This is a genomic window from Acinetobacter thutiue (genome assembly GCF_030385805.1).
Lineage (GTDB): Bacteria > Pseudomonadota > Gammaproteobacteria > Pseudomonadales > Moraxellaceae > Acinetobacter > Acinetobacter corruptisaponis.
The window spans coordinates 177,362-199,614 of sequence record NZ_JAUDZE010000002.1 but is presented as its reverse complement, the minus strand read 5'-3'; the positions used below and the strand labels follow the sequence as shown (position 1 = coordinate 199,614).

Annotated in this window: 22 protein-coding genes and 1 pseudogene; 8 read left to right on the top strand and 15 right to left on the bottom strand. The window is 36.9% G+C overall.

All coding sequences use genetic code 11. The features are described 5' to 3' along the window. Nucleotides 1-24 precede the first annotated feature (24 nt). Both QTA56_RS06885 and coaD read right to left on the bottom strand, forming a co-directional pair. The gene (locus tag QTA56_RS06885) at nt 25-288 is read right to left on the bottom strand and encodes a YfhL family 4Fe-4S dicluster ferredoxin (RefSeq protein ID WP_267980213.1); all 264 of its coding nucleotides are present in this window, start codon (nt 286-288) and stop codon (nt 25-27) included. Beyond that, on the bottom strand, nt 289-780 hold the full coding sequence (gene coaD, locus QTA56_RS06880; protein WP_004676544.1) for a pantetheine-phosphate adenylyltransferase: 492 nt from the start codon (nt 778-780) through the stop codon (nt 289-291). It abuts the gene before it with no gap. A 316-nt stretch (nt 781-1,096) separates the two neighbouring features. On the opposite strand from coaD, the gene QTA56_RS06875 reads away from it, so the two are divergent. After that, nucleotides 1,097-2,320 carry a tyrosine-type recombinase/integrase gene (locus tag QTA56_RS06875; RefSeq protein WP_267980212.1) on the top strand — a complete coding sequence of 408 codons (1,224 nt, stop codon included), beginning with the start codon at nt 1,097-1,099 and terminating at the stop codon, nt 2,318-2,320. Nucleotides 2,321-2,448: 128 nt separating this feature from the next. Here QTA56_RS06875 and QTA56_RS06870 read toward each other — a convergent pair. The 8 genes and pseudogenes from QTA56_RS06870 to QTA56_RS06835 all read right to left on the bottom strand — a co-directional run. After that, a pseudogene (locus tag QTA56_RS06870) lies at nt 2,449-2,598 on the bottom strand (IS256 family transposase); the annotation flags it as partial. 422 nt (nt 2,599-3,020) lie between these two features. Further along, nucleotides 3,021-5,489 (bottom strand): S8 family peptidase, encoded by a 2,469-nt coding sequence (locus tag QTA56_RS06865; RefSeq protein ID WP_267980211.1) that lies wholly within the window; start codon nt 5,487-5,489, stop codon nt 3,021-3,023. A 3-nt stretch (nt 5,490-5,492) separates the two neighbouring features. Next, a complete protein-coding gene (locus QTA56_RS06860) occupies nt 5,493-6,473 on the bottom strand; it encodes an AAA family ATPase (RefSeq protein ID WP_267980210.1) in 981 nt (326 codons plus the stop codon). A gap of 183 nt (nt 6,474-6,656) precedes the next feature. Then, nucleotides 6,657-7,019, bottom strand: coding sequence for a DUF2513 domain-containing protein (locus tag QTA56_RS06855; RefSeq protein WP_267980209.1), 363 nt, complete (start codon nt 7,017-7,019; stop codon nt 6,657-6,659). Nucleotides 7,020-7,485: 466 nt separating this feature from the next. Next, nucleotides 7,486-7,716 carry a helix-turn-helix transcriptional regulator gene (locus QTA56_RS06850; protein ID WP_267980208.1) on the bottom strand — a complete coding sequence of 77 codons (231 nt, stop codon included), beginning with the start codon at nt 7,714-7,716 and terminating at the stop codon, nt 7,486-7,488. Between the two features lie 76 nt (nt 7,717-7,792). Next, nucleotides 7,793-8,677 (bottom strand): recombination directionality factor, encoded by an 885-nt coding sequence (locus QTA56_RS06845; protein WP_267980207.1) that lies wholly within the window; start codon nt 8,675-8,677, stop codon nt 7,793-7,795. A 138-nt stretch (nt 8,678-8,815) separates the two neighbouring features. After that, a complete protein-coding gene (locus QTA56_RS06840) occupies nt 8,816-9,928 on the bottom strand; it encodes a YqaJ viral recombinase family nuclease (RefSeq protein ID WP_267980206.1) in 1,113 nt (370 codons plus the stop codon). A 103-nt stretch (nt 9,929-10,031) separates the two neighbouring features. Continuing rightward, the gene (locus QTA56_RS06835; protein WP_267980205.1) at nt 10,032-11,102 is read right to left on the bottom strand and encodes a DUF932 domain-containing protein; all 1,071 of its coding nucleotides are present in this window, start codon (nt 11,100-11,102) and stop codon (nt 10,032-10,034) included. A gap of 654 nt (nt 11,103-11,756) precedes the next feature. Here QTA56_RS06835 and QTA56_RS06830 point away from each other — a divergent pair. From QTA56_RS06830 to QTA56_RS06820, 3 genes are all read left to right on the top strand, one after another. Next, nucleotides 11,757-12,110, top strand: coding sequence for a hypothetical protein (locus tag QTA56_RS06830; protein ID WP_267980204.1), 354 nt, complete (start codon nt 11,757-11,759; stop codon nt 12,108-12,110). Between the two features lie 34 nt (nt 12,111-12,144). Then, on the top strand, nt 12,145-12,783 hold the full coding sequence (locus QTA56_RS06825; RefSeq protein WP_267980203.1) for a DUF805 domain-containing protein: 639 nt from the start codon (nt 12,145-12,147) through the stop codon (nt 12,781-12,783). An 87-nt stretch (nt 12,784-12,870) separates the two neighbouring features. Next, nucleotides 12,871-13,620 (top strand): hypothetical protein, encoded by a 750-nt coding sequence (locus QTA56_RS06820; RefSeq protein ID WP_267980202.1) that lies wholly within the window; start codon nt 12,871-12,873, stop codon nt 13,618-13,620. Nucleotides 13,621-13,688: 68 nt separating this feature from the next. Here QTA56_RS06820 and QTA56_RS06815 read toward each other — a convergent pair whose 3' ends face one another. Both QTA56_RS06815 and QTA56_RS06810 read right to left on the bottom strand, forming a co-directional pair. Continuing rightward, nucleotides 13,689-13,961 carry a hypothetical protein gene (locus QTA56_RS06815; RefSeq protein WP_267980201.1) on the bottom strand — a complete coding sequence of 91 codons (273 nt, stop codon included), beginning with the start codon at nt 13,959-13,961 and terminating at the stop codon, nt 13,689-13,691. A gap of 99 nt (nt 13,962-14,060) precedes the next feature. Further along, the gene (locus QTA56_RS06810; RefSeq protein ID WP_267980200.1) at nt 14,061-14,939 is read right to left on the bottom strand and encodes a YagK/YfjJ domain-containing protein; all 879 of its coding nucleotides are present in this window, start codon (nt 14,937-14,939) and stop codon (nt 14,061-14,063) included. A gap of 571 nt (nt 14,940-15,510) precedes the next feature. On the opposite strand from QTA56_RS06810, the gene QTA56_RS06805 reads away from it, so the two are divergent. Continuing rightward, entirely contained in the window at nt 15,511-16,440 is a 930-nt protein-coding gene (locus tag QTA56_RS06805; RefSeq protein WP_267980199.1) for a hypothetical protein, read from the top strand. A gap of 96 nt (nt 16,441-16,536) precedes the next feature. Here the strand turns inward: QTA56_RS06805 and QTA56_RS06800 are convergent, their stop codons facing one another. Continuing rightward, a complete protein-coding gene (locus tag QTA56_RS06800; protein WP_267980198.1) occupies nt 16,537-17,748 on the bottom strand; it encodes a hypothetical protein in 1,212 nt (403 codons plus the stop codon). 164 nt (nt 17,749-17,912) lie between these two features. On the opposite strand from QTA56_RS06800, the gene QTA56_RS06795 reads away from it, so the two are divergent. The 3 genes from QTA56_RS06795 to smpB all read left to right on the top strand — a co-directional run bounded on the left by QTA56_RS06795 (nt 17,913) and on the right by smpB (nt 19,118). Continuing rightward, on the top strand, nt 17,913-18,197 hold the full coding sequence (locus QTA56_RS06795; protein ID WP_087548253.1) for a pyocin activator PrtN family protein: 285 nt from the start codon (nt 17,913-17,915) through the stop codon (nt 18,195-18,197). 126 nt (nt 18,198-18,323) lie between these two features. Continuing rightward, nucleotides 18,324-18,518 (top strand): helix-turn-helix transcriptional regulator, encoded by a 195-nt coding sequence (locus QTA56_RS06790; protein WP_267980197.1) that lies wholly within the window; start codon nt 18,324-18,326, stop codon nt 18,516-18,518. Between the two features lie 126 nt (nt 18,519-18,644). Further along, nucleotides 18,645-19,118 (top strand): SsrA-binding protein SmpB, encoded by a 474-nt coding sequence (smpB, locus tag QTA56_RS06785; RefSeq protein ID WP_267980196.1) that lies wholly within the window; start codon nt 18,645-18,647, stop codon nt 19,116-19,118. A 49-nt stretch (nt 19,119-19,167) separates the two neighbouring features. Here the strand turns inward: smpB and QTA56_RS06780 are convergent, their stop codons facing one another. Together QTA56_RS06780 and QTA56_RS06775 are read right to left on the bottom strand one after the other, a co-directional pair. After that, the gene (locus QTA56_RS06780) at nt 19,168-20,430 is read right to left on the bottom strand and encodes an McrC family protein (protein WP_267980195.1); all 1,263 of its coding nucleotides are present in this window, start codon (nt 20,428-20,430) and stop codon (nt 19,168-19,170) included. After that, entirely contained in the window at nt 20,427-22,184 is a 1,758-nt protein-coding gene (locus QTA56_RS06775) for an McrB family protein (RefSeq protein ID WP_267980194.1), read from the bottom strand. The genes QTA56_RS06780 and QTA56_RS06775 overlap by 4 nt, the downstream gene beginning before the upstream one ends. Between the last annotated feature and the right edge of the window lie 69 nt (nt 22,185-22,253).

Here is a 22,253-nt window from a genome sequence, read left to right as displayed (position 1 = left end):
GGCGCATCTTATCAAAGTTAGCAATTAATTGCTCGCATTTTTTTGTGCAGTCAGCTTTTTATATTTATCCATAAGCTCATCATGGGATTCAACATGCTGAGGGTCAAGGGGAATACAATCGACTGGGCAAAACAACTGGCACTGTGGTTGGTCATGATGGCCTACGCACTCTGTACACAGTGCAGGGTTAATCTCATAAATCAGTTCACCCATATAAATGGCTTCATTCGGACATACAGGTTCACAGACATCACAGTTAATGCATTCATCTGTAATATATAAGGACATTTACCAACCTTGTTGATGTTTTCGTTCAAATGCCTCAACCACAACGGCAGGCACAAACTTGTTCACATCACCTTTTAAGCGGGCAATCTCTCTCACCAGCGTCGATGAAATAAATGAGAATTGCTCTGATGGTGTTAAAAATACTGATTCAAAATGTGGATCGAGCTGACGGTTCATATTGGCCAACTGGAACTCATATTCAAAATCTGAAATTGCTCTTAAACCACGGAGTACCGCTGTTGCACGCTGCTCACGGAAGAAATTGACCAACAAGCCATCAAAACCCACAAACTCAACATTATTCAAATGGCTCAGCGATGCTTTTGCGAGCTCAACACGTTCTTCTAAACTAAACACTGGATTTTTATGATGTCCAATTGCAATGGCAACCACAACTTCATCAAACATTTTTGATGCCCTTGCAACCAAATCAACATGCCCATTGGTAATTGGATCGAAAGTCCCTGGATAAATCACACGTGTTTTAGACATGCGTTGTACTCTAGTGAATGAGATAAGGTGTGTATTTTAACAAATGTTCGGGCTAAACGCGAAATTCCTAAACGATGGAAAAAGATTGCGTTTTACGGCACAATGTTCCTAATTGTGGAAGTTTGAATTATGGTTAAAGCAACAGTCGTAAAAAATAATAATGGTTAATGTTTTTTATAATTCCTTACAGTTCTTTTAAAAAACATAAGTAATTGAAACAAAACAAATACTATTCTTATTAGTTCTTTTTAGTGTCTTTCAATTCCATGTAAAAACGGGTAATAATACGGGTAACATTTTATTCAAAGTACTCGTAATGGCTACTACAAAACTTTCTGATGTCAAAATTAAGAGTCTGAAACCAAAGGATAAATTATATAGACTCCTAGATTCTGATCGGCTATATATAGAGATTAGACCAACTGGTGCTAAGGTATGGCGATTTAAATTTGTTTTTCAGGGCAAAGAATCATCAATGAGCTTGGGTGAATACCCTTCTATTAGTTTAGCTGAGGCTCGCTCTTTAAAAGACCAAATGAGAGCAAAGCTAGCAAAAGGCATACACCCTGTTGAAGATCGTAAAAATATTAAAGCCCAAGCATTAGCTGAAACAACCAATACCTTTGATACAATTGCTGCTGAATTTAAGCTGAAACGAATGTGTTCAAAGTCTGAAACCTATCAAGGGAAGTTTGATATTGCTTTAGAAAAAGATATTTCACCTGTGATTGGGAAGAAGAATGTAAACGAGGTAACAGCAGCCGATGTGCTTAAAATACTTGATAACACTGTAGATCGTGTTGTAAAAGAATCAAATGGAAGATTTACTGGTGCTTCTGCGGCACTTGAGAACAGAAGATTTGTTGGTGGTGTTATTCGATATGCTATAGCAACGCTTCGTGCTGAGAATGATCCTACTTATGCAGTACGTGATGTAATTAAACGTCCTCGTGTCAATCATGCAAGAGCATTAACGAAAGAAGAGCGATATAAAGCAAGAACAAGTCTACCTAAATACAATGGCACACAAACTGTGAAGAATGCAGGCTTTATTCTCCTATACACAATGCTGCGCGCTGTAGAAATCAGGAAGATGCAATGGTCATGGGTAGACTTTGAATCAAAATTAATTACATTTCCAATTGAAGTGATGAAGAAAGCTAGAATCCATGTACTACCAATTTCAGATCAAGCATATAAAGTTTTACGACAGCAGCATGAAATATCAGGTGATAGCATTCTGGTGTTCCCTGCTATTTTTAGCAAAAAGAGTAGCGGGATGCTTTCACCATCAACTTTAAATAGCATGCTGGAGTATATCGGTCTTAAAGATGTAACTACTCATGATTTTAGAGCCACAGCATCAACCTTACTATATGAAAAGGATTATGAGGAAGCGTGGATAGAGAAACAATTAGCACATGCTGAATCCAATAAAACTAAAGCCTCTTATGATCATTCTAAACATCTAAAACAAAGACGGAAAATGATGCAAGACTGGGCTGATATTGTTGATAGTTGGAAGACTGAAGTAAAATAAATGAAAATATATAAATGTGTATCGAGTTAGTACAAGTTAGTGTATTGGCTGACTGGATATTATAAATAATTCTGTATAAATGCGGTTTTAAAAATAGAGGGTGTAAATAATTCTGTATAAAAGCAGATTTAAAAATACTTAGTCACACGCTGTTCAAACATGATACTAAAACGGTTCATGGCAGATTTCCAATTCTGAATGAGCATCGTCCATTTTTTACTTGCTGCCATAATCGCCAAATATACCAACTTTTTCACGGAATCATCGGCTGAAAAAAGCCCTACAGGCTATATTTATCTTTAACTGGATTTACATAATCGCTAGGTTGCACCTTGTTCTGCAAAACAAGGCTTTTTTTAATCAAACCTCTTAAACCCTGTCTAATTTTTATTGACCACTACAGTTTTATATTAATTACATTTAAAAAAATACGTCAAATTTACCCCATTTCATCCCTCTTCTTTTGGAATATTTCTATATAGGTTAAATTTCACACAACAACATTAAGGATAGAAAAAATAAAATTCATCCAATGAAATTTTGGATTAAAATTTAAAATATTTGTAAAAAACAGCTTAGAAAATAAAAAGGTAATGAAGATTTAAAAACTCATAATTTGTCGAAAAAATTATATAAAGTTTAATCACATTTATTTTTTCAAGTAATGATACAGAGATTTTTCTCTGTATCATTAAATCACTTATGCTTCGACTGAAACTAAAGTTGATAATTGTTGTTCTACAGCGATAAGATTTTGTATACCATTATATATATCAATATCAGAATCAGCTTCTACACTTATTATTAAACTATATCTCACCTTATAATCTTCTCGTGCAAACCTAGAGTTCTTCCACCATCCATAAATTGGAAAAACTACAATAGTATCCATGGAAACAAGATCTGCAATAGTCCCTTCCCATGAATCAGAATGAACTGAACCAAGTCTGCGGAAATCATCTTTAAATAACCACCCATCATAAGAGTTCTGTGAACCTGTATAATTTTCATCGACAGCTAAACTATTGATAGTTGCTAAAAAATTTTCTTCGCTTTGTGAAGGACTCTTCACATTAAATCCTAAACCAAATGATCTGTAGGCATACTTAGTAGCATATTTATTACTCGTCGGATTAGGTTCAATGAAATAAGAGAGTGTGACTTTCAGGCGTCCTATTGAGTCTGGATTGTCTGCTACGGTACTCAGGATCAACTCTTTTGGTATAGGTACTTTGTGATGATGTAACTCATCAAATCTAATTTCTCCATCATTCTCGACTTTAAGTATATTAATTTCGCGCTCTACAATTATAGTTGCTGAATTATTTTGGCTATTTAACGCTTTTTGTAAATAAGGAATGCCATAACCAAATGTTCGCAAAGCTACCATAACACTAGTTCTATCAGCATAATCCTTCATTTTATCATTCCATTCCGCTGAATGGATTAATAATCCTCTCAACGTTTCAGGCCAATAATTTGAATATTTTTGTGTCACTTCTGCAAGAAATTTACTTGCTAACGCTGTAGCAGCACTTGTATCTTTATGTACAGTCAGATCATTTTTAGCTCCAGAAGTCGTTAATAATAAAAGATCTTCAGGATAATCAAAATCCGTCCCACAAGGTGAGATAGCATAATTTCCCCCCTCAAATACTACCTCTGGTTTAATTGGACTATTTTTCCCCCAAATCCATCGTACTGAACTAGAAGTTGCTGGACTGACTTCACCAATATCACTAAACAGCCTCCAACCTGCATAAGTAGCATTTCTTAAAGTATAATGTTCAGTGTATGCCCCAACAGTAATAGCATTCCATGCTTGAGCGGGATCTTGTATTTTACTTAAATTTGCATTATCCCATGCATCTAAACTTGAGGAAATTTCGGGGTTATTCCCAGCAGAAATTACAAATAATCTTTTGGAATCTTCATATGTAAAATTATCAATCGAAGCAGACCAGGAAGAAGGTTTACCTTCTGAGGGCTCTGCGGTGACTGCTAGACTGTAAATTCTTTTTGCATGAGGCTGCCTAATCTCTAAATCTAAACATACACTCTTAGTTACATACCCATATAGTAATGGATCATTACTACCACGTTCTGGCAATATTCTTCCAGATTCTAATGAATAATTAATAGTTATAAGATCCGTACTTTCTAAACAACTCACCAAATTTCCATATATAGCTAGACCAGCTTGTAATGAACCATGATGATGATGATTGCCTAAAGTAGAATATAATGGCCACTGACCTACAATATTATCACCATATGAAGAACTATTTCTTTCAGAAATAAAAGGACGTAATAGCTTATGATTGAAATTAATCCCAGTATCAAGGATTGTGATTCTAATATCATGTGAATTTGAACCAGATACTCGAGACTCCAAATCATCAATCCAATCATCATGTTCAGTAGTTTCTAAATCTAGAAAGTTACCTACTGTAGTTGTCGGGTACTTTACCTCTAATAAGTTTGAAATTAAGAAAAGTGACTTCTCTAAACTTTGAATAGATACTTTTACTAAAATAATACTGGTATTTGGTAAATCAATTTTCTGACCTTTAAATTCTGCATTAGTCGCCCTACAGAAACTAGCTATTGTTTCATCATCGACTCGATCACTCTCAAGCCATAATTCAAACCACATAGGTTCAACAATATTATTTGGAAAATCTCTCTTATCTGTCCAAAATGATTTTAAACTAGCTAAGCGTATATGATCAATTGAGTTTATTAAATTATAGTTCTTAGGCTTTTCATCATCTGCTGTTTCAATATATTTTTGAATTTTGCTTAAAAATTTTTGTCTTTTTTCCATTGGAATAAAAACTGTTGCCATTAGATTTTCATCATTTTCAGATTCTCGAATATTTCTGAAGTGAATTTGAGTATTATCTAAAGACTCAATTGGAAATGGAGAATCCTTAACTCCAAATATTTCTAAATAAATTCCATTATCTTGGTTTATTATTGGTCTCAAAGCAGAATTACGTTGTGCTTCACTGAAATTTTGGAAAGCTACACTTATACTTTCCAAAAGAAATCTACCATGGGTGGTGTGATTTCGAATACGAGTCCCTCGTCCTCCACCTCCTCTATTTTTTGTCTTATATGATTGATTTGTAGTAAAATATTCCAAATAAATATGATCTAAGCTCATTAATTATTCCATTTTATTTTCTTTACGCCGCCTTAATGAATTACAAATATATTCAGTGGTAATGATTCCCTGATTATTAAAAATTGCATCTTTAGCGCCGTCATCAAATGCTTTTTCAATGTCCCCCAAACTTAAATCCGAAGTAAAATCTGTTATTTTTTTCCAGTCAAGTTGAGTATCTGGAAATATTGAGATTCTATTTTCTAAATAACTTTTCACTTCATCAAAAGTTGGTAATTCAAAAGATATTATATCATCAAATCGTCTATTTAGTGCACTATCTAAAAGTTGTGGATGGTTGGTAGCGGCAATAACTATACTTTCAGATTGAAGTTGTTCTAGTAAGATTAAAAATGAGTTTAATATTCTACGACTTTCACCTACATCATTTTTTGCAGTTCTATTAGAACCAATGGCATCAAACTCATCGAATAGGTAAACACCTTGATTATTATTAATAAAGCTAAAAATAGTCTTAAGATGTGTAGCCGTATCTCCCATATATTTTGAAATCACAGACTCCAATACAATTTTATATAAAGGCAATCTCAACTCGGAAGCTAAAACCGATGCAGATAATGTTTTCCCTGTACCAGGTGGCCCAACAAACAATAATTTTTTCCTAGGCGACAGTTCATATTTTTTTAAATTATCTTTTTGTCTATGCTCTTTGACGATCAAATTCAACCTAGTCTTAGTTTGATTATTGAGAAAGAGTTCACTCATACGATGATGAGGTAAATATAATTCAATAAGACCTTGTAAGTCTTTATCTGTAGATGCCCCCTGCTCATAGCGATTTGTATGAACTTTTTTCTTGAATTGATACTTCTTTACTTTATCAGATAAATCCTGAGCTATTTTATTATGTCCTGCTCTTGCTTCCTTTGCAGCCATTTGCAAAACTGTGGTGTAAAAACGATGATCATCATTTTCTGCATGACTTTCGACTAATGCAAGCACTTGCGAAGCTGAGATAGCCATGCTTATTTCCTCCAATTGGTATATGCAAAATTTTGCGAACTATTTTATGTATTTATTCTACTATTTTTCTGATCCCTAAAGAATACACTATATTTAAACTATTGTTGTTTAAGATAATTTATCCAAACAAGCATACATTCCCAACATAAATTATGTTTGATTTTTATGTGTTAAAATACTGCCCTAGGTCAACAAATTAGTCAAAGCCAAGCCTAGCATAACTTTAATTGACTCAAAAGTTATATCAACTCCTTTCTCTTTAGAAATTTGTTTAATCCTATTCCAAACATTCTCATCCCTAAGCGTATCTAATAACTCATGCCCATCCCAAGTAAGCTTTAAGTTGAATAAAGCTAATTCGCCATCAAGATATACATCTCGCCCACCCGTAAAAAAACCTTTAGCAAGTAACAAGTCTGCCATTTCTAATTTTATTATTTCATGTGGATCATCAAGCCCATTAGAATCAAGATTATAACTATCTGAATGAGTTAAAGCTTCTACATCTATAAGCAAATTACGAATTACATCCCAATCTCTTTTCATAATTTTTAAATTCCTATGATTTATTACTCAACAATACCACTAAATTTTAAAATAATATCTTCCTTATCATGAATTAGCGACATTTGATGTCGCTTTAATCATACTTATAAATTTGCTCAAAATATTCAATACTCTCAATTTGATTGAACTGGCTGCTGCAAGTCTTTTTAATATCATGAACATGCTTCAGATTATGAGCTTGTTAATCTTACTCTATTTGCCTCATAGAACTTCTCAACAATATCCAAATACTCTTATACAACTTTCACAAAGCTGGCATTTCCTGAGGCCTATCGTGATAATCATTTAACGTATGTTGATAAAATCCTGCTATTCATACATGCACAATGATTGTAAGAGACGTAGAATTGTATAACTATATTTTTCCGTTTCTATGATTGAACACTAATGTATATTTTTATCAAAAAAAATAGCTCAATTGAAAAAATAGGGAGCAAAAGCTCCCCTATTCACGACTAGCTAACTTAGTTTCAATCCATTGATGAATCTCCCAAACTGACCAACCAATACGTTTTTTCGAGATCGTAACTTTCTTTGGAAAGGTTGGATCATAGTAAGGTGAGTTTTCATCCATCATTTCATATATTGTTGAATGACATACACCTATGAACCCAACAACTTTTTTGATACTAATAAGTTGATTCATTTGGAAAGTCTGACCTTTGAACGCATTCATGATGTTTTTCTCCTGATCAATGATGCGAGCGCATTTCGCTCAAACAATAGGCCAATTCCGTAAGAAATTATTTTTACTAGTTCAAAGCCTGCACCGACTGCTGCAACCCTTTCTGGATATCCTGAACATGCGTTTGCTGATGCTGCTCTGGCCTTGCTTCATCCGAGTAAAACTCTTCAACAATGTCTAAGCCCTCATCACCGCCTACCTCAAAGCTGGCATTGCCATAGCCCTGCCGTGCCACAAAGTCCAATGCCTCCTGATAGAATCCTGCCGCCTTGCTCTGTTCATCGATCTGTTTAGCTGAGACAATTGCCTCCTGTAAATTGATGGCATCCCGTAAAGTTAAGTCCACATAATAGATCGGGGTACGGTAGCTTTGTGTGGTGCTTTTCCCTCGCAGGGTCAATTGCAATGGTAAGCATGACAATAAATTACCCGATGCTGCATGGTAATAACTCAGCCGTGCTGCCAGTGTCCGAATACTGTTAAAACCAGTGGTTCTAAAAATAAACGTACCAAACTCATCTGCTTCATCCAGATTGACATACAGCCTGCCATAAGGTTTGCACAGTCCCCCCTGTGCCAACGGACACAAATCAGGTGATGGGCATGGATGCTGTTCAATGCCGTTCTGTCCTAAACGCTGACAGGTTTCTCCATTACCTGAGCAGATTAGCCGCCCAGTTTGTCGGTCAAAGAGACTGTACTCTGCCCGTAGATTCAGTTCAGGATCATTAAAGATCATCCGTACTGGAATGGCACGAAGTTTGCCGTTCTGTGCTTTGCTACGAAGCTGCTCATCCAGTGGATGTTTGACCCAACCATCCTTAGTCTGGATTTGACTGGTAATGGTGAACTGGTCATCCTTTTCAGGCAGTCGCTTGCCGTTCTTTTCAACGATCTTGCCAATGCTGATACGCCCCAACACAGGTGGGGTAATTGCTAAACCTTTAATCATGGAAATGTCCTCTATATAGATGTCTAAATTTGGGTAAATAAATTTTTAGGCATAAAAAATCCCATACCTGTTGGGGTATGGGATTGGTTGATCTGATACGTTTGTTTGAGAAATAAATGCTGGATATGCGTAGCTGCCTTATCCACCATTGGGATAAATCTGAAAACGCCTTGTTCCTGCTTTGGTTTGAGGAAACTGCTGTAGGTATTCAGGGTGTTGTTTAAGCAGAGATTTGCTGTCTAGGCTGATGGAGTCCTGTGATTTCTTCCACGTCACTGATCCACCTGTAAACACCGCCCGCTCCGCATCTTTCATCATCATTTGTAATTGATGTTTCAGTTCATCAAAGTACTGTTGATGTTGTTCAACTTTGTGTCGCTCCTCTAACAGTTGATTAAATAGGTAGTTGGCTTGTTCATTTTGGGTCAAGTCTTCCACCAGTAAGGGTACTTGTTCAGGGTAGAGTTGTTGTAAGGCTTTAGCTGCTGAATCAGAAGCATCCACACTTGGCGGAATATCGGATTCCACACATTGCCAGAAGTGACGTTCGGCATTAATCAGGTGTTGAATCACGGTTTCATTGCGTGTGACTTTGAAGATTTTAGTTTCATGCCCACAGATCAAGGCACAAATATGCGCTGCCTGTTTGCCTGTTACTGCCAGTTGGTGCTGCACTTGGCACAACACATAAAGCGGTACACCATCTCGCCAAAGCTTAGAACCGTACTCACCCACCGTCTTACATTCCAATATCTGAACTTCTTCATTGCCCACCACGGCATAGTCCAAATTGGCAAGCATAAAGTGTTTGTCTTCATCAGGATGTTGCAGCACTGCATTAACTCGACGCACCTTATGGTTGGTATGCATGCTGTAGTATTCCGCCACCAAGGGTTCAAGTTGTTTACCCCAGTAAAGTGGTGCATAGCCTGCACTTTCGTCTTCGATGTTTTGTTGCATCCGTCCTGTTTTGATCATCCACAGTTCCAGCATCGACATATACGGATTGAGTCCACAGGCGGTGGCTGCATCACTGCTACCGATGCCCTGTTTTCGGACTTCCAGCCATTGTTGGTAGTTCATCTGCTTGGTGCTGGCAAGACGTTTGGCTGTGGGTGTTTTAGCTTTTCGGGGTAGACGTTTGCTTCGTGTCCCAACTTCAATCTGCTGACTCAGTTGGTTTAGGTTCGGTAAATACGGTTGTAGTGGCGGATGGTTTAGGGTTTTTTGAATCTGGGTATTGATATTCATTGGGCTGTCCTAGTGGGTAAAATGGAAATTTGCGGCATAAAAAAGCTGCATCCGAAGATGCAGCTTTAGAAAATAAATTTGGGTTAAGTTTGCTTAGGCTAATTTAGGCAATCATTCTTAAGGCCTGTTCCAATCCACGCTGTTTAATAGCTGCACCCGCACCGAACCAAGCCGAATCAAGACGGTAGTCCTGACTCATGGCTCGACGCTCGTGGTCAACAAATTCCGTGATACTGCACAACAAACCATAGGCGGTATCCTTGGCTGAGCTAAGTTCAGCCCCTCGCCCATGTCCATTAAACATGGTCATCACCTTGGACATGGCACGTCCGTTGGGTTCAGTTTTATTGTCAGCTTTATTCGTTGTGGATGTTACTGGTACTTGATTTGGCATTGCCACATTACGGTAGAACTGGACAATACTTTCATCCTGCTCGGCAATACTCAGGCTGGTATTGTTAAACACTGCATCAAAATAGGCTGCGGCTTCCTGCTGGGTCACTTTACGCTGGCTGAGTTGCTTCATTTCATACATGTGCTCATCCCATGCACGAACCGAGATGCCGAGTTGCTGTTTTACTTTCTCTGCATCAAATCGGGTACTGTGGGGAACCTTGACCACACCAGCATTGTTCGCTGTGCTGTTGTGTGCTTTGAGTGCAATCGCTAAAGTGTTGTTACACACCACACGAATCGAAGTAAATTGTGCTGTGGTTGCAAGCGTTCCATCACAGGCAGTTGCCAATAAAATGTAGCCATTACTGACATCTTTGCCTTTTAAGGCGGAGCTTTGTCCTGTTTTAGCCAATGCCCAGAATTTCTTGCCACCTTTAAGTACCCCTGCGGTTTCCAGTTCAAAGCCTGATTGTTCAGTCAGGTCTTTGTAGAAATGCAGGATTTCCATCGGCTGTACTTCCTGAAAACGCTGACTCACCACGGATAAAGGTGCATGGGTATCGGAACGGTATAAAACACGTTGTTCTTCAAAGGGCATAATGATGTTTTGCCCCCGATGGTTCTGCGCCATATAACTGACATCGGAGGATTCAATCCGCCAGTCCATGCCTGCCTGTTGTGCCCAGATTTCTAAAGGTTGATTAGGTGTAAGTTCATTGCCTAGGCCATGCCAAGGGGTTTGTCCTACAAATGCCATAGTTTCAACTAAATGTGCCATACGGTTTTCCTGTTAAAAGATTGAAATTGCATGATGCGAATTCAGATTTTGTGCATAAAAAAAGGCCTGCTGGGGGAGCAGGCCAAAGTGAGAAGACATCAAAATGCTTTTGAATACATTGATTCACCTAGATGGTATATAACTGAAATTTTTTAAATTCTTTTTGTTCATCATTTAATTTTTCTGAATCAATAAATTGACGTGTTCTTTTTCAGCGATTATGATTCCCATGCTGGCCTACATTGCCAGTCGGTTTTGACAGACCGTTTATTGGATTGCATCAGAGTTATTCTTTTCTGAGGGATAATTTTGAGGGTATATCTCGTCTCCTCCCGTTGCGGTAGGACGGGAGTGGGACACTTTCGAGTGTGCTGGTGTCAATCCAATCCAGTCTGTCAACCCTCTCTCGTTCTGCCACCATTAAAATGATCTGGCAGAACTTCTATTGCATATAGGAGTTAGTTGTCATGGCAATTCAATTTACCCTTGGGTTATCACCCCAACACTTTTCTGTCTTTCCTCCAGACCCCAAGGTTTGTTGGCATCCCTTTCCATAGCTAAGAACAGTCAATCAATAACAAGACTTTTTTCACACAACAATTTCAGCTCTTTAAATCTGCCTATTGAAAAATTAAAGGTAGGGGTCAGTGCGCCATGAAAAAAATAGCCAGCATCCTGTGCATGCTTTGGGGTCTAGCCGCCTGTGGTCTGGATCAGTCTGCACCTGTCAGTGTCAACATCAACCTTGATGAAAATCCTGCTTATGAGTATCAGGGGCAATATGCACCCATGTACTACAGCTATATCCACGTTCAATCCACCGTGGATCAGGTGCATGTCAACAGGGTTATCATCAATCGTGGCAATTGTCCTATTTCTTTCTGGGTCTATAAGAATCCTAACCTTAAGTTTGGGCAGGAAATGAAAGCTGTCTTGCGTTGTGACATGGAGCAAGTTCGGGAAGTAACCGTAGATACCGATCAGGGTGAATTCACCTTTACCTTTTAGACAAATCTTCAATCAATAAAACAAGGACACCAAAATGAAAGGCAAGATTCTAGATTTTACAATTCAGACCAATACAGGAATTATTCTGGGAGATGACCAGAAGCGTTACAACTTTACAGGTAGCGAATGGAAAGAACAGCAGGCACCTATCCGTGGTCATCAAGTTGATTTTGATGTGAATACCGAGGGTCAGGCGACAGCAGTTTATCTTGAACTTACAGTAACTCCTGCACCCGTTACTCAAGTTAAAACACCTATAACTTCACCAAGTTTTTCAAATGGCAATCAACATGATTCTGCCAAGGAAATATTCAATAAACTGGAACAGACTGAAGCCAGTTATCGTCAGGCGATTTTTACCTGCTTTAAGAAGTTCGGTGACTTCAAGGGTCGTGCCAGACGCAGCGAATTCTGGTACTTCGAGTTGTTCTGTGTATTGATCAGCTTAGTCTTTAGCTTTTTTATTAGTGAGGATCTGGCAACCATCGCCATGCTGGTCACGCTCCTTCCAAATATTGCCGTGAGCGTAAGACGTTTACATGACATTGACCGTTCAGGCTGGTGGATGCTGGTTGCCCTTGTACCGATTGTGGGAATCCTTTTACTGCTGTTCTGGGCTGCACAGGATGGCAATCCATCAACAAACCAGTATGGTGAATCACCAAAGGCTTAAACAATAAATAAAGTTTACCCATATAAACATACGGCCTCCCCAATATTTTTCACTGGACAAATCATTGGGGAAAATGATGGAAAAGCCATGAATATAAAAGTTACCACCCTTATTTTTACCAGCAGCCTGTTTCTGTTTGGCTGCAATGAAGTAAATTATGCCAAACTCAATTATCAGGCACAGTCCTGTAGTGCAGATAATTCTGTGAGTTGTAATGATATTCGTGTTCAACGGGCAATTGTCGCCACAGAAATGGCCTATCAACAGATGATTGATGAAAAAGATAAATTTGTGGCTGAACTGGGACAAACAGGATATGACCAGTTGCTTAACCTAATGAAACAAAAGATCGAACACCTTAAAAAGCAACGCCCTGGCCTTTATTTGCGCTGGTTTCAGGGCGACTCTACATATTATAAGGAAGTAGATTTTGGTGATCGCATTGATGTTGAAATTGAAAAGCTCATCAATGCCAGAAATGCCGCCCCAGTATTAGAATCCACCTCGGCAGACCTAATTCAGGACGGTGAACCCATCCATGTGGCTTCTGAACAAAACCAGCCCGCTTATTCCTCAACAAAGTACCCGTATAGCTATACACTTTCGGTTGTAAATCCAGCTCAGGAACTAGATTATGGATGGCTTCTGGATACGGCGACAGGTCCCCTCAAGTTCGACATAAACTACACATCCGTTGCCCAGAATTCTATTATTAGGAGGTTAAAAAAAGGTGACTGTATTCACTTTGGTGCTCAGGATGTTCCTGTCATGAATGAAGAACATCAACTGTATTTTGAAACATACATTACTGACCCTCAAATTGTGCAATGCGAGTAAACCCAAATAAGAATATGACCTTGATTCAAGATGTAGGGAGGCATGGCCTCCCTATTTTTTATCCGTCCTCAGTAAAAGGATTCCCCACAATGCTGGCATTGAAAGCAGGACTGCACAGTTTGAGTTGAAGCAGAACCAAACACTGTACCCAGTAAACCACCGACTACGGCTCCAGCAATCCCTCCAACCAGAGGGGACACAGGTAAGGTTTTTGATAATGCAGCACCCATCGTGGCAAATGATGCTGACGATGCCAGACTTTGGTTGCCAGCTTGTGAACCGCTATTTTGTACAACACGGATCACATGCTCTGAATGGCAATATGGACAATTGATTTGCATAAGATGTACCTCTGAAATAAGAAAGGCTTACCGTTGTGGTAAGCCAATAAAGAGAAGATGTTTCTCATCTAGATGGTACATATCTGTTTAGAGTTTCAATTAACGCTGTGACATACCAAAGGTACGCATCCTCTTAGAGCTCTTCACACGGAGATATTGTTCCTTTTCAGGCCGTGCCAAATAAGATAGCGTTGAACGCATCTTATTAGCTTGATAAGGGACATTGCTAAAGATCACTCCAATGCCAACGACGCCCTTTTCCTCATATTGTTTTAAGTACCTATGATCATGACAGTTAAAATAGCTTCCATCACCGCCAGTAATATCTTCCCAAAATTCACCTATGGTCTTAGCTATCTTCCATGCACTCGTGCGCTTACGTTCATCAAAAACCAAAGCCACATGGCAATGGTAGCCTTTCCGTTCCCCCTGCTCTAATGCCCATACCAACAACAATATGTCATCGCCATAAACTGAACGATTAATTCTTCTCAGTAGTTTCTCTAAATCATCATCAACCTGTTTGATATCAGCATTAACTTTATAGGCTAAATCAACTCGTACAACTAACAATGCAGAATACTCTCTCTGCAAATCGCGTAACCGATCCTCTAACTTATTGGCATTTAATCTTTCGTTATAACGATGTTGCCGCACTTCATTCAGGTGATCAGCTCTAGCTCGATTGAAATACCTCTGCCAGTCTCTAAATGAAGTTTGCTTTAGACTGTTGTAGAGAGAACTTGATGTTTCATATTTCAGATCATAGTCATACAACAGATTACAAAATTGATCGATTAAACATGAGTAGCTAAAGTCAGGGTTATAGACTTGATGGAAATCTAAAAGAAGGTCTGTGAAGTTTTCATAGAATGATCTAGGTTGTCGTGTTGAATCCATACCTGATAGAACAAACCTTTCAATTTCTATCAAGAGTGATGCTTCATTAATTTGATTTTGGTTAGGTTCTACTTTCATGCTCACTTACCTGTAGTTGTTTAGGACTACATGAAGTGGCTACTGTGTAATTAATTACCTAAAGGCTTTAACATCATGTTTAGGTAGTATGAATCTATGCTCTAAGGTAATAAGTAGGTTTGAAGCAGATAAATAACATAGTTGTTAAAGTAATAGATTAGTATTATTAACTAAGTCATTACACCTAACCGACACCACCTATAAGCAATATTATTTTCCCTATATGATCGATAATTTTATATATCCATGTATGATATACAGGCGGATTTACTTCAATCATGGGTTATTTACTTAATGTCAAGTTATCCGATGCTATATCCCTTTGCTGATTATATTCAACTCCATTAAAATTATACAGGGTTGCTAATCACAAGACTAAAACTAGTTCAATATTTAAAATGGTCTGAATGGTGCTCTAAACCCAGATAAAAGCATGACAACCCATATATACGTTATTGGAAGCTTATAAAAAAATAATGGGAAATCAACTGAAATCTCCCTAGAAACACCCCTAAAACTCCTTCTACATTTAGCTAAACTGCATGTAAAGCTTACTGTAAAAGAGATAATTATGCACCCAAGCCCAGCTCATAAAGAACTTAATCAGCTCATTAAAGCATCTACTGATGAGGATACGATTTGGCTTCTACATTTAATGAATAAAGATAATGAGGAGCACCGTTACAACAGTAACATTAGTGATACAGATGACCTGTTAAACCAATCCACCATTAATATATTAAACACATTAAAAAATTCCGATGAGATTAGAAAAGTGATCCTAGACAATTATGTAAACATTAATGAGCGAAGTGTTTTTAATTTTATAGATAGTATAAAACGGTTTAAGGAAACTCTTAATATACGAGCAAAAGACCTTTCAGACTATAAATCGAATAAGCGCTTATTATATTTTACCCTTTACTCGATGTCATCTGATAGAGCTCTTTCATGGCATACCGTATGCACAATCCAAAATGATTATTTTAGGTTTCTGTATATGCTATTCATCTCGCCTTCATATTCAAGATCCAACCGACTTCTTAATGGTATAGAGGAACGCTTCAGTAAAGTGCTAAGTAAAAATCCAATACACTTTAAGAACTTCGATAGTGATAGTTTTTACTTATGGGCTAAAGGCTATATGGACCAAGATAAGGAAAATAGCAGAGTCCATAATAGTAGCAGCTATAAGCCATTGGACCCCAAAGAGTATAATATTGTCATCAATGCTATCTTTGATAGCTTATTAGATAAAGATGCTAACATCTACAAAGCAATAAAAATTCAGTTATCAAATGCTTGGTACCAAAAAAGGCATAGGGAAAAAAATAAGGGGCGAAAACATCATTACTATCTGACTGATAAAGCTCTTCTTAGCTTAGAAATATTGGCGAAGAAGCATGATATTACCAAAGAAAAGATGATAGAAAGCCTAGTCAATGAGCGCTACACTAAAGAGTGCATGGACAATAGCGGCAATCATCTTTACTCAGTATAGAATCTTGAAACATATACATTCATGGGTAGGAGTCTCTCCCACCCATTACAGGGAGCAGCCCATTAAAATGTCTAAACAACGTTAGTGACATAGAAACTACCCTTTGATCTCTTCAAGCACCTCTAGTAGCTTCTTGGATAGATCTGGATGGTAATGAAAAAAAGTTGCTATATCTGGAGCAATAAAACCATGTTTCGGCTGTTTTACATGTTCGTTAACATAATCGCGAATGAAATAGTATAAATTTTTGATTCTGTTATAACTGTCTTTCACGCTCCTAGCAGAGATGACAAAGCCATATTGATGAAGCATGATTTCTTCAGCCCTGGCGCTACAGCTATCATCATTCTTCACGGCCCCATAAATTGCATTATCAAGCTCGAACTCTTTCTCACCAATCAGATACCAAGTTCCAAATCTACTGATCCACGTACCTTTAAAGTCTGAGAATATACTATTATGGCATAGGTCTTTACCAATCGATTTAATGTAGTTTTGTACTTGCGACCTATCCATTACGTCCACATTGTTATGAATGCGAATAAAGTCACCTCTGCTGTTTAAAAGATCCTGAGATTTATAATAGTAGGCTTCTCTTCTTAGTTTAGCTCTTTCAGGAATATCATTAGGTGTCTCTTTCATGATTAAATTCTTAACATCAACCTTACAATATAATCGCTTTCGCAGCATTTCAAACTCGACAAATAATAATGCCCTCAAGAAGATATGCTCATTACCAATTTCATCATAGTGAGCTTGCAATGTATCTTTGCTACTGTTTAGTATTTTTAATTTTATTAGCCTCCTATAGACATGGCAGGCGATATTGCCACCTAAATCAAACGTTAACATTTGAGCGACTAACCTAAAACTAACTGCGTAGGATGCTTGTGCTATGCCCGATTCTCGGGTCAGCATATAGACATCCTTATTAAAACTGTCATCAAGCATTTCTGTTTGCTTCATTTCATTCATTAGACCATCTGATGCTATATCAAACCTCTGTCTATTAATGTATTTACTGGCTTCGTGTTTCTGCCTTATTGTTAATGATTCAGGTAAATCCCATTCTTGAGCTACGTTATAGGTAGCCAATATCTCCACCCCACATAACAAATAGTGTCTATACGCCTCAGCTTGCTGACCACTTAGCTTCCTGTCTGCAATCAATCTTCCAACTAAATCATTTAGCTTTCCATAAATGCTTACTTTCTCTGATGTTATTGTTGAAAGTGACACTAGGTCATAGAAGTATAAGAAGTCTACAATCTCAAGAGCTGTGTTCTGAACATCATTAAGCTTGGGCATAAATAATTAGTCTAGTGTCAAAAAAAGGAGTTCCGATTTCGTAATTTTCGCCACGATTTCCATTTTTTACAATGCTCCATAAGCGATCTTGAGAAATATTCACGTAGCGACGAGATATTTCAAAGCCATGCTTTAAGTCATTGTACAAATATAGGAGTCTCACAATGTACGAGCTAAAGACAATTGATTACCTTTTTTTAAAGTATCGAACTCCTCACATCAAGTTGGAAGACATTACCAAAGAGTTTTATCCACATCTATGCAAGGAAAGGGTCTTAGAAAAGGCTCGCCAGCAGAAATTCCCATTTGCCTGTTTTCGGCTTGATGATAGCCAAAAAGCTCCTTTTTTTGTCCGCCTCGAAGAGCTTGCAAATGCCTTTGATGAGATTTACCGTCAGAGCCACTCCATTTTCCAAAACACGATGCAAAAAACAATCAAAACTTCATAAGTAGAGATAGTGACATGTTTACAGCTTTCGAGAGCAAACTTACAAACACCATCGAAGAATTAACTTTTACTAGTAAAACAAATTCACAAATATTCGTGATTATCAATACTAGTGAGGTAGCATAGAATGGGAGTTGCACATAACGTTAATATTGATCGTAGAGTTCGAGCAAAAGAGTTTATGATACTGCTTTCTATTGGCAGAACCAAATTTTATCGAATGATTAAAAAAGGTGAAATTCCACAGCCAATCAGAGTTAGCGAGAAAGAAGTCTTTTGGCACGAATCAAGTGTTAAAAAAGTTGTAGAAAAACATAAGTAAAATTCTGATATGATAGCCTGCTAAATGCAGGCTTTCTTTTTAAATTAAGAGCCTTTTAAAACGGGTAACGAAACGGGTAACTCGGAAAAACTATAGAATTTAATTATTCTTTTTCAAAAGGTTGAGATGAATAAGATTGTTGTAAAAAAACATAGTGGTGGCACGATTGCTCAAAACAAAAGAGCACGCCACGATTACTTTATTGAAGAAAAATTTGAAGCTGGTATGTCACTGCAAGGCTGGGAAGTCAAGTCGCTGCGTGCTGGACGTATGACACTTTCCGAAAGCTATGTCATCTTTAAAAATGGTGAGGCCTTTTTATTTGGTTCACAAATTCAGCCGTTATTGTCTGCATCAACGCATGTGGTTCCTGAATCAACACGTACCCGTAAGTTATTGTTGTCTCGTCGTGAGCTGGAAAAGCTTTTGGGTGCAGTCAACCAAAAAGGTTATTCATGTGTGCCGCTTGCCTGTTATTGGAAAGGTCATCTGGTTAAGCTGGAGATTGCGCTGGTGAAAGGTAAACAGTTACATGACAAGCGTGCCACCGAAAAAGATCGTGACTGGCAGAGAGATAAAGCGAGAATGTTGCATAAGTAATTTAAATGATTGTGGATAAACTATTTTTAGTTTACCCACAATCATTTAATTAAAATGGAGGAAATAAAGAAATTAATTTTTGAACAGATTCTGATATTGTATGTTCGTCAGCCAAATTAAATGGAACAGCACTTAATTTCCGACCATCAAAAAACTGAAAAGCTAAGCTTTCTGTGAACTTTTCACATTGTGGATACACTAGTACCACATCACAAGCAAACTTATGACTATAAGCAAACATTTGATAGACATCGGCCTGACTAATACTGTCTTTACCTTTATCCAATCTCTTCCATTTAGTATCTAAAATTAATTTTTTACCATTATTTTCAATTAATAAATCAGGTTCTAATCCAAATCTATTTTGATCTTCCTTATAATGACATAAATACTCACCGTTCATCTGCTCATGCAAAATTGCATCAGGCTCAAGCTGTTTCCTGATCTGTATCGCTACATATTTCTCAAACAGCTTTTCCATAGGGAACAAAAAACTGATTCCACGATACGTTCCATGTGTTGTTATTGGTGTTAGTTTACTTAAAACGATCTCACAAATTACTTTAATGTCTTGATAATATGAAACTAATCGCCCATCTCGCCACTGCTTAAAATCATCTTTATAATTCTGACTACGAGGAATATCCTGCATCAGTAATCGATACTCATGTGATAGCCGCCAATTTTCAGAATTATTGGTTAATTTACAAATTTCCTCTACTGCTGTTTTTAATAAGCGGTTTTCTGGACGATTTAGGCTATAAATATCATGTCGAATAGGGAAAATATGTTGGCGCCCCAATGGTTGACGCATTCTAGCAGGAATATTAAATTGCCCCCTTAAGAAAGATTGTTCCTCTTCCACTCGTTCATAATCAGAACGAATACCCTTTTTTAATAATATGGTTAATTTCTCCAAAAACAATTTCATTAGCCATTCATGTAATGGATAATGATATTGCTCTAAATCTGTCTCATTTGCTACACGCTCTGGTAAGTCTAAATAACATGCCAGCATTTTCTTTAAAATCTTTCTGGATTGCTCAAGCTCCTCCTTTTCTGTTATTTTAGGTAATACTTCAATGATTGCATTTGGAGTCTCGATAATTCCAATATAATTCTGTACTTTCAGTTTTTTTATACCATTAATACACAGAAAAGACTGACTTTCGTCAGCTCTATCCTGTTCAAGTTGGCACAATACCTTAAAATCTGCTTCGGTAATAAAAGCCTTATCCAAGCTTTCCAATTTTACTGATATAGCAACTTCAAGTTGTGCATACTCTCGTACTGTGATGAGAGTTTTATTCATTCTTCATCCTCTTCATCACTATTATTTTGCTCTTCCTCTGATAATTTTCCAGAATAGATATTTATATAAGCCTGTTTATCTAACCAGATGCTACTTTTATAACTTGCTACTTTCCAAGTATTACGAACTGCAATAGTAACTTTAACATTAGAGAATAAATCTTTAGTATTAATTTTAGTTTCCTTTATCATTCCATTACAATTTAATACCCAATTAATTTTCTCCCAATCATCGTAAAAATATTCTTGTAACAATGGAATAATTTGTCTCTTGAAAATATCTGCTAAATCATCTAATAAACTATCATCATTAAGATTTATAAAATAAGCATGACCAATCGTATGGTCACGGTCAAGCAATACTTCAATACGCTGATTTATTCTTATTAATAACTCTTTAATATCAACACCATCAACCTCTATGCCCTCTAATTTCTTTGGTTCAGGCATCATTTCGATAAACTTAAATCTACGACGTAATGCAATATCAATCCCTATCAAAGAACGATCGGAAATATTCATTGTACCAATGATATAAAGATTTTTTGGTACACTAAACTCTTCTTTTGAGTATGGTAATGTTACACTTAGTGTTTCACCTTTACTTTCTCGCTTACTATTCTCAATTAATGTAATAAGTTCGCCGAAAATACGTGAGATATTACCACGATTAATTTCATCAATAATTAATACAAAATTACTGCTTTCATTCTCTCTAGCATCATCACAAATTTCTTTAAAAACCCCTGGCTCAACTTTATATTTTGCTTGCCCATTAACTGTTTTTACACGAATACCCTCCACAAAGTCTTCATAACTAAAACTTTGATGAAAAGTGATAAATTGTATATTTCCTTTTTTTCGCCATTCATCAAACTCAATTTTAATGGCTTCACGATTTTCTGGTGAATCATCATCTAAATCAAGTTCTGTTCCTATAATTTCTAATGCCTTGTTAATTGTACTATATGTTTTACCTGTCCCTGCTGCACCATAGAGAATTTGGTTTAATGCTATTGGGTGCTCATCTTTCTCATCTTTCTCATCTTTCTCATCTTTCTCATCTTTCTCATCTTTCTCATCTTCATATTGGAACCAATAAGCATCATGTGATAACTCATAAAAAGGTTTGTTGTTAAATTTATTACGAATATCATCCAAGCATTTTTTATATTCTATCCAAGTGGTTAATTTTCTATTTTTAGGTATATCTATACCATGTTCATTAAAAAATGGTACAGTTGGTTTATCCAACGGAATATATTTTTCTGGAAAAAACCAGAATAACGCTTGAGTTAATTTTGAAAATCCTACACCTTTAATTTCTAAACAGGTTAGAAAAATATCATCATCTATTTTATTACCATACGCAAGTTTAAATAACTTCCAAAGATTGGATATATCATGATCCTCTCTCTCATATGAATAGGAAAACAACCACGCCTTTCGAGGATCACTACTTGGAACACCTGCATAGTTTTTTGGTACAACTGTTTTTATTTTATAATCATCAATAAGTTTTTGAAGCATCTCTGTCCTTTTTTCATGTCCATATTTCATAATAATAGACAAAAAAGAAAAAGGATCTATTTCTTTGAGTTTAATCTGATTGTTTTCTGAGTCACGATCATCCAATCCTTTGGTAACACCTATATATTCAAGAATATTAACCAACTCACCTCTTTTGCCCTCATAATCTTTTATCCACTCTGCAAGAGCTTTGAATGTATTTACCCAGTCAAATTGATTATCCATTTAAATCTCCATAATATATTTAAAATAAAATATTTAGTTTAATTATAGCCTTTAGGCACTATCAACCTA

What these genes read in the sequence shown, in the direction of transcription:
- QTA56_RS06885 (WP_267980213.1), bottom strand. Translation starts at nt 288, where the DNA reads ATGTCCTTATATATTACAGATGAATGCATTAACTGTGATGTCTGTGAA.
- coaD (WP_004676544.1), bottom strand. Translation starts at nt 780, where the DNA reads ATGTCTAAAACACGTGTGATTTATCCAGGGACTTTCGATCCAATTACC.
- QTA56_RS06875 (WP_267980212.1), top strand. Translation starts at nt 1,097, where the DNA reads ATGGCTACTACAAAACTTTCTGATGTCAAAATTAAGAGTCTGAAACCA.
- QTA56_RS06865 (WP_267980211.1), bottom strand. Translation starts at nt 5,489, where the DNA reads ATGAGCTTAGATCATATTTATTTGGAATATTTTACTACAAATCAATCA.
- QTA56_RS06860 (WP_267980210.1), bottom strand. Translation starts at nt 6,473, where the DNA reads ATGGCTATCTCAGCTTCGCAAGTGCTTGCATTAGTCGAAAGTCATGCA.
- QTA56_RS06855 (WP_267980209.1), bottom strand. Translation starts at nt 7,019, where the DNA reads ATGAAAAGAGATTGGGATGTAATTCGTAATTTGCTTATAGATGTAGAA.
- QTA56_RS06850 (WP_267980208.1), bottom strand. Translation starts at nt 7,716, where the DNA reads ATGAATGCGTTCAAAGGTCAGACTTTCCAAATGAATCAACTTATTAGT.
- QTA56_RS06845 (WP_267980207.1), bottom strand. Translation starts at nt 8,677, where the DNA reads ATGATTAAAGGTTTAGCAATTACCCCACCTGTGTTGGGGCGTATCAGC.
- QTA56_RS06840 (WP_267980206.1), bottom strand. Translation starts at nt 9,928, where the DNA reads ATGAATATCAATACCCAGATTCAAAAAACCCTAAACCATCCGCCACTA.
- QTA56_RS06835 (WP_267980205.1), bottom strand. Translation starts at nt 11,102, where the DNA reads ATGGCACATTTAGTTGAAACTATGGCATTTGTAGGACAAACCCCTTGG.
- QTA56_RS06830 (WP_267980204.1), top strand. Translation starts at nt 11,757, where the DNA reads ATGAAAAAAATAGCCAGCATCCTGTGCATGCTTTGGGGTCTAGCCGCC.
- QTA56_RS06825 (WP_267980203.1), top strand. Translation starts at nt 12,145, where the DNA reads ATGAAAGGCAAGATTCTAGATTTTACAATTCAGACCAATACAGGAATT.
- QTA56_RS06820 (WP_267980202.1), top strand. Translation starts at nt 12,871, where the DNA reads ATGAATATAAAAGTTACCACCCTTATTTTTACCAGCAGCCTGTTTCTG.
- QTA56_RS06815 (WP_267980201.1), bottom strand. Translation starts at nt 13,961, where the DNA reads ATGCAAATCAATTGTCCATATTGCCATTCAGAGCATGTGATCCGTGTT.
- QTA56_RS06810 (WP_267980200.1), bottom strand. Translation starts at nt 14,939, where the DNA reads ATGAAAGTAGAACCTAACCAAAATCAAATTAATGAAGCATCACTCTTG.
- QTA56_RS06805 (WP_267980199.1), top strand. Translation starts at nt 15,511, where the DNA reads ATGCACCCAAGCCCAGCTCATAAAGAACTTAATCAGCTCATTAAAGCA.
- QTA56_RS06800 (WP_267980198.1), bottom strand. Translation starts at nt 17,748, where the DNA reads ATGCCCAAGCTTAATGATGTTCAGAACACAGCTCTTGAGATTGTAGAC.
- QTA56_RS06795 (WP_087548253.1), top strand. Translation starts at nt 17,913, where the DNA reads ATGTACGAGCTAAAGACAATTGATTACCTTTTTTTAAAGTATCGAACT.
- QTA56_RS06790 (WP_267980197.1), top strand. Translation starts at nt 18,324, where the DNA reads ATGGGAGTTGCACATAACGTTAATATTGATCGTAGAGTTCGAGCAAAA.
- smpB (WP_267980196.1), top strand. Translation starts at nt 18,645, where the DNA reads ATGAATAAGATTGTTGTAAAAAAACATAGTGGTGGCACGATTGCTCAA.
- QTA56_RS06780 (WP_267980195.1), bottom strand. Translation starts at nt 20,430, where the DNA reads ATGAATAAAACTCTCATCACAGTACGAGAGTATGCACAACTTGAAGTT.
- QTA56_RS06775 (WP_267980194.1), bottom strand. Translation starts at nt 22,184, where the DNA reads ATGGATAATCAATTTGACTGGGTAAATACATTCAAAGCTCTTGCAGAG.